This is a genomic window from Lactobacillus sp. VURO6/B1 (VP7) (assembly GCF_058139575.1).
The window spans coordinates 1-12693 of sequence record NZ_JBVOWJ010000007.1 but is presented as its reverse complement, the minus strand read 5'-3'; the positions used below and the strand labels follow the sequence as shown (position 1 = coordinate 12693).

Below are 12693 nucleotides of genomic sequence, written 5' to 3'. Positions count from 1 at the left end.
ACCTGACTCCGATGATGGAGCAATATCACGAAATTAAAAAGCAATATCCGGATGCTTTCCTTTTTTATCGGGTGGGCGATTTTTACGAATTATTTGAAGATGATGCAGTCAAAGGTGCGCAAATTTTGGAATTAACGCTGACTCACAGGTCAAATAAAACTGAAAATCCTGTTCCCATGGCGGGAGTCCCGCATGTAGCTGTTCAATCTTATGTAGATACTTTAGTTGAAAAAGGCTACAAAGTAGCCTTGTGTGAACAACTTGAAGATCCTAAAAAAGCTAAAGGAATGGTTAAACGGGGCATAATTCAACTTGTGACTCCGGGAACTTTGATGAATGACAAGCCCAGTGAAGCCAAGGAATCGAATTATCTGACATCAGTTGTGACTACTAAAAGTTGCTTTGGACTTGCATACAGTGACTTATCCACTGGTGAAATTTATGCTACACATTTAAAAAGCTTTGCGGCTGTTTCAAATGAGTTGCTTTCGCTGCGAACACGCGAAGTTGTTTTTAATGGTCACTTAAGTGACAAGGATAGTGATTTTCTTCATAAAGCTAATATTACAGTGTCAGAGCCCGTAGAATTAACTGGCAAACATGCAGAGATTTCTTTTGCTGAGCAGGATTTGACTAATTCTGCTGAAAAAGCTGCTGTAAAACAACTTGTAGGTTATTTATTGCAGACCCAGCGCCGCAGTTTAGCCCATTTACAAGTAGCAAAAAGTTATGAAGTCAATCAATATTTGCAAATGTCTCATACTGTACGGGATAATTTAGAGTTAACAGCATCTGCGAAAACCGGCAAAAAAATGGGTTCCCTTTTTTGGGTTCTGGATAAAACGCATACTGCAATGGGTGGACGGCTGTTAAAACAATGGCTGGCTCGGCCACTTTTGTCAATTGAGCAGCTAAATAAACGGCAAGAAATGGTGCAGGCCTTAATTGATGAATATTTTACGCGAGAAAATATTAACGATGCTCTAAAAGGGGTTTATGATCTGGAACGTTTAACTGGGCGCATTGCTTTTGGCAATGTCAATGCCCGCGAGTTATTGCAGTTGGCTCACTCTCTCAATGCCGTGCCAACGATTTTGACAGCAATCCAAAAAGCTGATAATAAAAATCTGCAAAATTTTGCCAGACAAATTGATCCGTTAAAAGGCATTGCTAAATTAATTACAGATACCATTGTTGATCAGCCTCCAGTTCTGACGACTGAAGGCGGATTAATCAAAGATGGTGTTGATAGTCAACTTGATCGCTACCGGGATGCCATGAATAATGGTAAAAAATGGTTGACTGAAATGGAGCAGGATGAACGGGCCAAAACAGGAATTGAAAATTTAAAAGTAGGTTACAACAAGGTCTTTGGCTATTATATTCAGGTTACAAATTCGAATAAGGGCAAAGTACCTTCAGATCGTTATACCCGTAAGCAAACTTTGACCAATGCTGAACGATATATTACACCTGAACTTAAAGAGCATGAAAATCTGATTTTGGAAGCACAGACCAAATCAACGGATTTGGAATATGATTTGTTTGTGAAATTAAGAGAAGAAGTTAAGAAATATATTCCTGCCTTGCAAAAGTTGGCTGGACAAGTGGCAGAGCTTGATGTTTTCTGCTCTTTTGCTCAAGTAGCCGAGGACAACAATTACTGCCGACCACAATTCCATACTGATAATCAGGATGTTAAAGTTATCATGGGCCGTCACCCTGTAGTTGAACAGGTCATGAAAGCAGGCTCTTTTATTCCTAACGATGTAAAATTAACAGAAAATACAGACATTTTTCTGATAACTGGTCCTAATATGTCCGGAAAAAGCACTTATATGAGGCAGATGGCACTTATTGCCGTGATGGCTCAAATTGGTTCGTTTGTGCCAGCAGATAGTGCTGACTTGCCGATTTTTGACCAAATTTTTACCCGGATTGGGGCAGCAGACGATCTGATTTCTGGTCAAAGTACCTTTATGGTTGAAATGACTGAAGCAAATGATGCTTTACAACATGCCACTAAACGCAGCTTGGTTTTATTTGATGAAATCGGGCGGGGAACAGCCACTTATGATGGTATGGCTCTAGCTGGTGCTATTGTCCAGTATCTGCACGATGAAGTTGGAGCCAAAGTTTTATTTGCGACGCACTTCCACGAGCTAACAGCCTTGGAACAGACTTTGCCTCATTTAAAGAATATTCACGTTGGAGCAACCGAAGAAAACGGTAAATTAATTTTTCTTCATAAAATTTTACCAGGACCAGCTGATCAAAGTTATGGCATCCATGTAGCACAACTTGCTGGATTGCCGCGAAAAGTTTTACGAAAAGCTACTAAGTTGCTTAATAGACTTGAAGCCCAAGGAAGTAATTTAGGTCCTGCTTCCACGCAGCTGGATTTGTTTAGTACAGCTAGTGAAACAGAAGAAGCTGTTCCTGTTGAAACACCATCAGATTCTAAGGATGAATTAACTGATAAAGAAAAAGATATCTTAGATGAAATTTCTAATCTTTATTTAGCTGATCAGACGCCGCTGCAAGTAATGCAGTTAGTCGAAAACTGGCAAGAAGATTTAAAGGATGAGAACTAGTCATGGCAAAAATACATGAGCTTTCTGTCAACCTCTCTAATCAGATCGCAGCCGGAGAAGTAATTGAACGACCTGCTAGCGTGGTAAAAGAACTGGTTGAAAATGCAATTGACGCAGGTAGCAGCAGAATTAGAATTGAATTCACTGATGCCGGATTAAAGCAAATTCTAGTTCAAGATAACGGCTCCGGAATTGATAGCGATCAGATTGATCTTGCTTTTACTAGGTATGCGACCAGTAAGATTGCAAATGAGCATGACTTATTTAATGTCAATACATTAGGTTTTAGGGGCGAAGCCTTAGCCTCAATTGCTGCAGTCAGTCACGTCGAAATTTTAACTAATTCTGCTAATGAAATAGGTACGCGCGCCGAGTTTGCGGGTGGAGTTAAAAAAGCACAGGAGGATGCCGCTGCCAGAAAAGGTACACAGATTACTGTTAAAGACTTATTTTATAACACGCCGGCGCGATTAAAATATTTACGTAGTCCGAGAACTGAAATTATGAAAATCGTGGATATTGTTAATCGGATTGCGTTAGGTTATCCTGAAATTGCATTTACATTGATGAACGAAGGTCGCATATTATTAAGGACTGCTGGCAACAATAACTTACGGCAAACGGTTTCTAGTGTTTATGGCAGAAATATTGCTGAAAAAATGTTGTCTTTTAAAGGCAGTGACAATGACTTTGAGGTAAGTGGCTTAATTTCTAATCCTGAACTTACCAGATCTACGCGTAATTTTATTTCAATTTTACTTAATGGCCGTTACATTAGAAATTTCAAATTAGCGAGTGCAGTAATGGATGGCTATGGTAATAACCTTGCTGCTAAACATTATCCGATAGCTGTTGTTAAGATAAAAACTGATCCGCTTTTGGTTGATGTTAACGTGCACCCCACAAAAAGAGAAGTACGTTTATCTAAAGAAACTGAATTAAGTCGTTTAATAACAAATGCAATCAGCAGTGTGCTTTTGAAGAATGAAACAAAATCTGATGCTATTAGCAATTTAAATAATGCTATGGAGGATACTTTAGTTGATCAGCTAAAATTTAATTTAAATAAAAACGTGGTTGAAACTAACAGACCTGAAACTCAAGCTGACCAAATTAATGAAACACGTCCTGAAGAAATTCAGCATATACAGCATGCACAGTATGTGAATTTAGATATTCCGCGAGATGATGATCGATATTTGATTACTGCAACTTGGACAGATAATGTAAAAAAGCAATGTCAGTTGACGCCTTTTACCAGTAAGCAATCTAATAGCGGGATAATTTCTACGGGGGATGAATTACTGGCAAGTAGTTTACCCGAGCTAAGTTTTGTAGGTCAGACTAAATTATTTATTATTGCTGCAAGTAATGATGACTTATATTTAATTGATCAGGTTGCTGCCAGAAGACTGCTTTCTTTTAAAAAGATTATGCTCGAGTTGTCTAGTTCTAAAATTAGCCAGCAAGGTTTACTGAGTCCTTTAATTTTGGAATTTGGCAATTTAGATTTTCTACAAATAAAAGATAAGTTGGCAGATATCAAAAAAATTGGTATTTTTTTAGAAGATTTTGGGCAAGATACCTTTATCTTGAGGTCTTATCCCACTTGGTTAGGCAAAGACGTCGAACATTCTGTGCGTACAATTTTAGACACCTTTTTAAATGTAGATGAAAGCAATTTTCAAAATTTAATTAAAAGAATAGCAGCAGATCAAGCTCAAAGGGAAGTTCCTGGACGTAAAAGGCTGACATCTGCAGATTGTGGCGAAATTTTGACGAGTTTGAGACAAATTTCTGATCCGTATCATGATGCAAAGGGTAATTTGGTAATTGTGCGCCTAAGGAAAAAAGATTTACGCAAAATGTTTAAGAAAGATTAACAAAAATGTATGAATATTTGAATGGCGATATTGCAATAGTTAAGCCAGATTTTATAGTAGTTGACGTAAATGGAGTCGGCTACAAGGTTTTTACTCCCTCACCATATGCATACCAAGAGGGACAAAAAGTGCGAGTTTTTATAGAACAAATTGTGCGAGATACTGGAGTTACCTTATATGGTTTCCAGACTGAAGATGATAAAGGCTTGTTTTTAAAACTTTTAAGTGTCAGTGGTATCGGACCAAAGTCTGCTTTAGCAATTATGGCTGCTGAAGACAGTAATTCTCTAGCAGAAGCAATTGAACAGGGTGAGGTGAAATACCTAACTCGTTTTCCTGGTGTAGGCAAAAAAACGGCTTCACAAATTGTCCTTGATTTAAAGGGTAAATTAGGAGACTATGTCAAGAAAGCAAATAAAGAAGCTTTAGCAGAAATAACTCCGGAATTAAATGATGCATTATTGGCATTATTGGCATTAGGTTATACTAAAAAAGAAGTAGACAGGATTACACCGGCTTTAATAAAAGAGGAAAAGACAACAGCAGATCAGTACATTAAAAAAGGATTGGCTCTTCTCTTAAAGAAGTAAATCTTGTTATAATGAAAATAACGATTTAAAAGGAAGTGAGACAGTTGGCAGAAAATAAAAATGAGATAGTTTCTGGTGAAGCTCAAGGCTCAGAAGAAGAACAGGCCGAATTTTCACTGCGTCCCCAAACACTAGATGAATATTTGGGACAAAAACGGGTAAAAAAAGAAATGGCAGTTTATATAAAAGCTGCTAAAAAAAGAGACGAAGCACTGGATCACGTTCTATTATATGGTCCGCCTGGATTGGGAAAAACAACTTTAGCATTTGTAATAGCGAATGAACTAGGTGTTCATTTGAAAAGCACTAGTGGACCTGCAATTGAAAAGGCTGGTGATTTAGTTGCCTTGCTAACTGATCTTAATCCTGGTGATATTTTATTTATTGATGAAATTCATCGCTTGGCCAAACCAATTGAAGAAGTTCTTTACTCTGCTATGGAAGATTATTATGTCGATATCGTAATTGGTGAAGGGCAGACTACTCACGCGGTTCATGTCCCCTTGCCACCTTTCACTTTAGTCGGCGCAACTACTTTGGCTGGGCAATTGTCTGCACCATTGCGCGGACGATTTGGTATCGTGGAACACTTGCAGTATTATACGGTTGATGAGTTAGAAAAAATTATCTGTCGTTCAAGCAAAGTTTTTAATATTGATATTGAACCTCAAGCAGCACACGAATTAGCACGCAGATCAAGGGGCACGCCCCGTGTGGCTAACAGGTTATTACGCAGAGTACGTGATTTTGCCCAGGTCAAAGGAGAAGAATTCATTTCTTTTGCCACTACAAAAAGCTCACTGCAACAATTGCAAGTTGACGATGAAGGCCTAAATCAGACTGATCGCAAAATTCTGCGTGTAATTATTGAAAATTATCGTGGTGGACCGGTAGGAATCAGGACTTTAGCGGCAAATTCGGGTGAAGACGTTGAAACTATCCAGTCACTGTACGAACCATATTTAATGCAAAATGGCTTTTTATTAATGACTCCAAGAGGAAGAATGGTCACTGAGAAAGCTTACGTTCATTTAGGCTTGCCCTTGCCAAACAAATAATGCAATTGTTCGTTATTTTTTGTATAATTAATATTTAGACAATGAGTAATTTTAATTTGAGGAGTGTAACATTGAATAATTTATTTTTAGCTAATGCTAATAATGGAAGCGGAAGTTTGTGGACAATCATTATCTTTGTTGTTTTGATCGCTTTGATGTATTTTACTATGATCAAACCCCAAAAAAAGCAACAGCAAAAGAAAATGGAAATGATGAATCAATTGAAGAAAGGTGACAGCGTCATCATGATTGATGGTCTTCACGGTAAAATTGATTCCGTTAATACCAAAGACAAAACTGTTGTGCTTGATGCTGATGGGATTTATTTAACTTTTAGTAGAATGGCAGTACAGCAAATTTTGCCAAATAATACGGCTAATGCTGAACCAGTTGCTACTTCTGAAAGTACTGATAAAGCTGAAGAATCAGAGCAAAGTGAACCGACAACGGATCAGAAACCAGATAAGCCAGCGGAAAAGTCAACTGAAGAAAGACCAGCCAGTTCATCTGATGAAACTCCTGACGATTCAAAATAAAAGCAGTTACTTAAGTGCCTTCAAGGCACTTTTTTGTTACCAAAATTAGTAAACAAATATTGGCAAATGTTGCTCAAAGCGCGAGTTTACCGGCAAAATAGTATAAAATAAAGTTAGTGTAAAAAGATAGCAGAAAGGATTTTTTCATGAATAACATTCCGGTAATTATGATTATCTTTGGTGGGAGTGGAGATTTAGCTCATAGGAAGTTATATCCTGCACTGTTTAATTTATTTGAACAAGGTTTAATTCACGATAATTTTGCTGTGATCGGCACGGCTCGTCGTCCATGGTCACATGAATATTTGCGCGACCAAGTGAGTGACGCTGTGCACGAAACACATAATGAAGTGGATGAAAATGATTTAGCTGCTTTTGCCAGCCATTTTTACTATCAGTCTCATGATGTGACAAATGTTGAACACTATGAAACTTTGAAAAATTTGGCGCAAGATCTTGACGATCGTTATAGTGCACAGGGAAATCGTATTTTCTACATGGCCATGGCTCCTAAATTCTTTGGGACTATTGCTGAACACATTAATGATCAGCATTTAACTAGTTCGGGTTTTAACCGCATTGTTGTTGAAAAGCCTTTTGGTCGTGATCTTGCCACGGCAGAAGAGTTGAACAAGCAAATAACTGCATCTTTTGCTGAAGATGATATCTTTCGGATTGATCATTATTTAGGCAAGGAAATGATTCAGAACATTTTACCAATGAGGCTTACTAATCCATTGATTAAAAATATTTGGAATAATCATAATATTAAAAACGTTCAGGTCACTTTAGCAGAACAACTTGGAGTTGAGGCTCGAGGTGGCTATTACGAAACAGCAGGAGCTTTGCGCGATATGGTACAGAATCATATATTCCAAATCATAACTTTGCTTGCAATGCCAGAGCCTAAGGATTTGACTTCACAAAGTATCCACAAAGCAAAGCAAGAACTTCTTGATAGTATGATAATTCCCACAGAAGATGAAATTGCGCGGCATTTTGTGAGGGGGCAATATCTTGGCAGCGATGTCACCTTTGGCTATCGTCAAGAGCCTAATGTTGCTGAGGATTCTCATACGGAAACCTATGTAGCAGGTGAAGTAAAGTTTAAAAAGGGGCCATTGGCAGATTTACCAATTTATTTTAGAACTGGTAAAGAAATGAGAGAAAAGAAAAATAGGATTGACATTGTTTTAAAGCATATGTCGAATCAGTATGGCATGGCTCATTCAAATAATATTTCAATCATTATAGATCCGCAGATGCAAATTTTTATTACTATTAACGGTAAAAAAATCAATGAAACTGGAATCAGACGTGAGAATTTAAGCTACGGACTTACAAGTGAAGAGCAAAAACAGGTGCCAGATGGTTATGAACGTTTGTTGCATGATGTTTTTGTAAATGATTCGACTAATTTTACTCACTGGAGTGAACTAAAAAACTATTGGAAATTTATTGACCATGTTGAAGAAGCTTGGCAAAAAGAAAACGAACAGGGTCAGGAACCTGAACAATATTTGCCATACAGAATGGGTCCTAAGTCAGCTGCTAAAATTTTTGAGTCGCCGACAGAGCGTTGGATTTATGAGTAATTTTGACGATGGCCTTTTGCCTAAAAATGATACACATAGAAGAATTATTCATCTTGATATGGATGCTTTTTATGCATCTGTAGAAACACGCGATAATCCAGAATTAAAAAATAAAGCACTGGTAATTGGTCAAGATCCTAGAAATTATCACGGTCATGGTGTGATTGCAACAGCTAATTATATCGCTCGTCAATACGGTGTGCACTCTGCTATGCCATCGATTAAGGCATTAAGACTGATACCGAAAAATAAATTGGTATTTTTGAGCCCAAATTTTACTAAATATCATAGTGTTTCTGCTGAAATACATCAGTTGATGCATGAAATTACTGATAACGTCCAATCTATCGCGCTTGATGAAGCGTATTTGGATGTAACTGAAAACAAATTAGGGATAACCTCTGCATTGCAGATTGCAATTAATCTTCAGAAGAAAATAAAAAAAGAAGTTGGTCTTAATTGTTCTTTTGGCGTCACATATAACAAATTTTTAGCAAAAATGGGTTCTGAGTATTCGAAGCCATTCGGGCGCACTGTTATTTTGCCAGATGAAGCCAAAGAATTTTTAGCAAAACAAAAAATTGCTCAGTTTCATGGTATCGGTCCAAAAACTCAAGCAAAATTAGCAGAAATGGGCATTTTTACAGGTCATGGGTTGCAAAAAATGCATGTTCGTGATTTAATAAAACATTTCAACCGTATGGGATACTTAATGGCTGAACACGCTAACGGTATTGATTTATCACGAGTAATTCCTGATGATGAGCGTAATCGCAAATCTATTGGTATTGAACGATCCTATGAACCTAGTGTTTACAATGAGCAAACTGCATTGACAAATTTGCGTAATTATGTTAATGATCTGGCTGATAAGCTAATTGAACGAAATTTTTATGCCAATACTGTTGTTTTAAAAATTCGCAACAGTGATTTTAAGACTGTTACTAAAAGGCGTAAACTTGATCATGCTACTAATAATCCATTAGAACTATACGATGCTGCTAAAGAACTTTTTGATCCTATTTCCAGTTCATTTTTAAGTGATGGCATAAGGCTTTTGGGTGTGACTGCTACAGATTTTACAGAAGCAGACTATGAAAATATGGATTTAGATTTATTTACTCAATAAAAAGTTGTTATTAGGCTGGAATTTATATAAGTAATAAAGGAGTTTAGATATGAATACTTTTACCGAAATATATCAAAAAATCACACAATATGACACCATTATTTTACATAGACACACTAGTCCAGACCCAGACGCTTTAGGTTCTCAGGCAGGACTTGCACGTTCTTTAAAGCTACAGTTTCCCAATAAGCGTATCTTATGCGCGGGTGAAAATGATGAAGGCGATCTAGCATGGATCAATCATATGGATCAAGTGACTGAACAGGATTATGAAGGAGCTCTTGTAATCACAACAGACACCGGAAATACAGCCCGTATTTCTAATAAACTATATAGCAAAGGTGATTTCTTAATTAAAATTGATCATCATCCCGATGTTGAACCATATGCTGATATGAGTTTTGTTGATGATCAGGCTCCTGCTGCTTCACAAATTGTAGCAGACTTTATTATTACTGAAAAAATGCCACTTACTGCAGAAGTTGCTTATCCACTTTATGCTGGAATAGTGGGTGATACTGGTAGATTTATGTATCCTGAAACAACAGATCATACTTTTAAAATTGCGGCTAAATTGGCAGCTACCGGAATTAACATCAACGAGATTGCCCGCAATATCAGCGATGTAACTTTCCAGCAAGCAAAATTACAGGCTGAAGTTTTGGAATATATGAAAGTTGATGCTAGTGGTGCAGCTTATGCTATTCTGACTCAGGATACTCTGCATAAATTGGGTGTAGATTCAGACCAAGCTTCATGTACTGTTTCTACTCCCGGTCGAATTAAGGATATCATTGCCTGGAATGTTTTTGTTGAAAAACCAGACGGTACATTCAGAGTCCATTATCGTTCAAAGGGACCAGTAATTAACGAATTAGCAGCAAAACATGATGGAGGCGGTCACGCTTTAGCAAGTGGAGCTAACGCAAAAGACATGGCGGAAGTGAAACAAATTTTCGCAGAACTAGTTCAGGTAACCAAGGAATATCAAGAGGAACATGAATAATATTTTTGAAAATGAACAGATAAATCCAGCAATTAGACAGGGATTAAAAAAGATTAACTTTGTTAAACCCACTGAAGTGCAGGAAAAAGTGATCCCTGTTTTAATGGCACGCAAAAATGCTGTAGTGCAAGCAGTTACCGGTTCAGGTAAAACTCACGCATTTTTGATTCCTATTATGAATGAAATTGACGAAAATCTTCAGTATCCTCAAGCAATTTTGACCACGCCTAGTCGTGAACTTGCACAGCAATTATATCAAGTTGCACGCCAGTTAAGGGATGCTTCCAATCTAAACCTGTCTATTGCGTTATTAGCAGGTGGTACCGATCGTGAGCGGCAAATTGAAAGTATTAGCAGACATAAACCGCAAATTATCATTGCTACTCCCGGTAGACTACATGATTTTGTTGAAAAAAAGATTTTGCCACTAGATTATGTCAAAAACTTTGTCATTGATGAGGCTGATATGACTCTGGACATGGGATTTTTAAGTGAAATCGATTTTATTGCACAAAGATTGCCCCAAAATTGTGTTTTAACTGCTTTTTCGGCTACAATTCCGGTTAAGTTGGCTAACTTTTTACGTAAATACATGGCAAAGCCTGAAACTATTATCATAGATAATCCCACCGTTATCTCGCCAACGGTCAAAAACGATTTGCTTGATATTGGCTCAAAAAGTCGTAAAAAAGTACTCTATCAATTATTAACAATGGGTCAACCGTATTTGGCACTTATTTTTGCTAACACAAAGCAAACTGTTGATGAATTAGCAGAATTTCTCATTAATCAGGGCTTAAAAGTGGCTAAGATTCATGGTGGAATAACTGAACGCGAACGTAAAAGAACTATGCGTGAGGTAGAGGCTGGACAATACCAATATGTAGTGGCAACTGATTTAGCCGCACGTGGCATAAATATTGAAGGTGTCAGCTTAGTTATTAATTATGAAATTCCCCGTGAATTAGAATTTGTGATTCATCGTATCGGTAGAACTGGACGAAATGGGATGAGCGGTCATGCCATCACGTTAATTCGTGAAGAAGAAATGAATCAAATTCTTAAGCTGGAAAAAATGGGGATTCATTTTGATTTTGTCGAAATTAAAGATAATTCTCTCATATCACGGACACATTATCATAACCGCAAATTAAGAAAATCAACTTCTCAAGGACTTGATAATAAGGTGAGAGGAATGGTAAAAAAAGCACAAAAAAAGCGTAAACCAGGCTATAAGAAAAAGATTAAAAGAGCTATTCAGCAAGACAGAGCTCAAAAAAATAAAATTGAGCAGCGTAGTAAAATTCGTAAGGCAAAGCGACAAAGAAAAGATAGGCGCGATAGTCAAACTTAATTTTAAATAAAAATCATATTTAACTTATTATCTGAAAACCAGCCTACGATTTTAGTAGTTGTTGGTTTTTTATTTAGAGGATAAATTAAAGTATGTTGCCTTTTTAAGTGCTTTTTTAGCTTTTAAAAATAACATCATTTTTTTCCAAGATAGTATTGCTCGTCATGCCTATTATTGATATACTTATGATACTATAAGTAGGAGCGATCAATATGAGCTTAACAAAGACTGAGCAAGTTCTCCTGTTGGAGCTGTCAAAATATAGAGTTTATAAGTACACTGTAACTAAGTTTTGTAAGAAGTTAAATATAAATCGTGGGGTTTTTTATACAAAATACCGCAATATTTGTGATTTATTTACTTCAGTTTTAACTCTGCAAACTAGGCGGACATTGCGAAGTGTAGATGGCGAAACGATGGACCGGATGTTTTACCGCATGTTGCTGAAAATAAAAGAGAATAAAATATTCTATATTAATCTCAATAGGATTGCACAAGATCCACCAGAATTTTATCGTGTTTTGCGAAAAGAATATGCTATAGCAATAGAAAATTACATGCGACCTAGAGGTCCATTTTCAGTTCGCAAAGTGGAATTAGTAGCAAACGGAATTTATGCTATTGTTTTTAACTGGGTGGTAGATGAATGCCGACATGATATCAGGGATGTATACCAGAGTATCCATTTATTATTGGTTCATATTGAGCAATCAATAAAAAAAGCTGACTGAATTAATTTTTTTTGTAAAAAATACTTGCAAAAAAGAAAAATAATTGCTAGTATTAATAACTGTCGTCGGGCAATGAGCCGCAAGGCAAGAGGCCCCGGTGGCCGGCAAAAAATCGAGCAAAAGCAGTTGACAAAATTGGGCTGCTTTAGTAAGATAATAAACGCTGTCGGGCAAGACGGCAAAAAGGTTCCAGAAAAAAGTGCTTGACAAAAGGGCA

At 37.1% G+C, this 12693-nt stretch carries 10 protein-coding genes; all 10 read left to right on the top strand.

Going from position 1 to position 12693, the window contains the following annotated elements; genetic code table 11:
- Positions 1-11: 11 nt before the first annotated feature.
- The 10 genes from mutS to ACZ2M0_RS04790 all read left to right on the top strand — a co-directional run bounded on the left by mutS (position 12) and on the right by ACZ2M0_RS04790 (position 12476).
- Positions 12-2594 carry a DNA mismatch repair protein MutS gene (gene mutS / locus ACZ2M0_RS04835; protein ID WP_490058790.1) on the top strand — a complete coding sequence of 861 codons (2583 nt, stop codon included), beginning with the start codon at positions 12-14 and terminating at the stop codon, positions 2592-2594.
- A gap of 2 nt (positions 2595-2596) precedes the next feature.
- Complete coding sequence (gene mutL / locus ACZ2M0_RS04830; protein ID WP_490058721.1) at positions 2597-4477, top strand: DNA mismatch repair endonuclease MutL; 1881 nt, start codon at positions 2597-2599, stop codon at positions 4475-4477.
- Between the two features lie 5 nt (positions 4478-4482).
- The gene (ruvA, locus tag ACZ2M0_RS04825; protein ID WP_490058720.1) at positions 4483-5067 is read left to right on the top strand and encodes a Holliday junction branch migration protein RuvA; all 585 of its coding nucleotides are present in this window, start codon (positions 4483-4485) and stop codon (positions 5065-5067) included.
- A gap of 44 nt (positions 5068-5111) precedes the next feature.
- A complete protein-coding gene (gene ruvB, locus ACZ2M0_RS04820) occupies positions 5112-6125 on the top strand; it encodes a Holliday junction branch migration DNA helicase RuvB (protein ID WP_490058719.1) in 1014 nt (337 codons plus the stop codon).
- Between the two features lie 71 nt (positions 6126-6196).
- Positions 6197-6661 (top strand): preprotein translocase subunit YajC, encoded by a 465-nt coding sequence (gene yajC / locus ACZ2M0_RS04815; RefSeq protein ID WP_233560908.1) that lies wholly within the window; start codon positions 6197-6199, stop codon positions 6659-6661.
- Positions 6662-6807: 146 nt separating this feature from the next.
- Entirely contained in the window at positions 6808-8256 is a 1449-nt protein-coding gene (gene zwf / locus ACZ2M0_RS04810) for a glucose-6-phosphate dehydrogenase (protein ID WP_490058718.1), read from the top strand.
- Positions 8249-9385 carry a DNA polymerase IV gene (gene dinB / locus ACZ2M0_RS04805; RefSeq protein WP_490058717.1) on the top strand — a complete coding sequence of 379 codons (1137 nt, stop codon included), beginning with the start codon at positions 8249-8251 and terminating at the stop codon, positions 9383-9385. Before zwf ends, dinB begins: the two co-directional genes overlap by 8 nt.
- Positions 9386-9434: 49 nt before the next feature.
- On the top strand, positions 9435-10391 hold the full coding sequence (locus ACZ2M0_RS04800) for a DHH family phosphoesterase (RefSeq protein WP_490058716.1): 957 nt from the start codon (positions 9435-9437) through the stop codon (positions 10389-10391).
- Positions 10384-11745 (top strand): DEAD/DEAH box helicase, encoded by a 1362-nt coding sequence (locus ACZ2M0_RS04795; RefSeq protein ID WP_490058715.1) that lies wholly within the window; start codon positions 10384-10386, stop codon positions 11743-11745. Before ACZ2M0_RS04800 ends, ACZ2M0_RS04795 begins: the two co-directional genes overlap by 8 nt.
- Before the next feature lie 212 nt (positions 11746-11957).
- Entirely contained in the window at positions 11958-12476 is a 519-nt protein-coding gene (locus ACZ2M0_RS04790) for a hypothetical protein (RefSeq protein WP_223901939.1), read from the top strand.
- Positions 12477-12693 lie beyond the last annotated feature (217 nt).

What these genes read in the sequence shown, in the direction of transcription:
- mutS (WP_490058790.1), top strand. Translation starts at nt 12, where the DNA reads ATGATGGAGCAATATCACGAAATTAAAAAGCAATATCCGGATGCTTTC.
- mutL (WP_490058721.1), top strand. Translation starts at nt 2,597, where the DNA reads ATGGCAAAAATACATGAGCTTTCTGTCAACCTCTCTAATCAGATCGCA.
- ruvA (WP_490058720.1), top strand. Translation starts at nt 4,483, where the DNA reads ATGTATGAATATTTGAATGGCGATATTGCAATAGTTAAGCCAGATTTT.
- zwf (WP_490058718.1), top strand. Translation starts at nt 6,808, where the DNA reads ATGAATAACATTCCGGTAATTATGATTATCTTTGGTGGGAGTGGAGAT.
- dinB (WP_490058717.1), top strand. Translation starts at nt 8,249, where the DNA reads ATGAGTAATTTTGACGATGGCCTTTTGCCTAAAAATGATACACATAGA.
- ACZ2M0_RS04800 (WP_490058716.1), top strand. Translation starts at nt 9,435, where the DNA reads ATGAATACTTTTACCGAAATATATCAAAAAATCACACAATATGACACC.
- ACZ2M0_RS04795 (WP_490058715.1), top strand. Translation starts at nt 10,384, where the DNA reads ATGAATAATATTTTTGAAAATGAACAGATAAATCCAGCAATTAGACAG.
- ACZ2M0_RS04790 (WP_223901939.1), top strand. Translation starts at nt 11,958, where the DNA reads ATGAGCTTAACAAAGACTGAGCAAGTTCTCCTGTTGGAGCTGTCAAAA.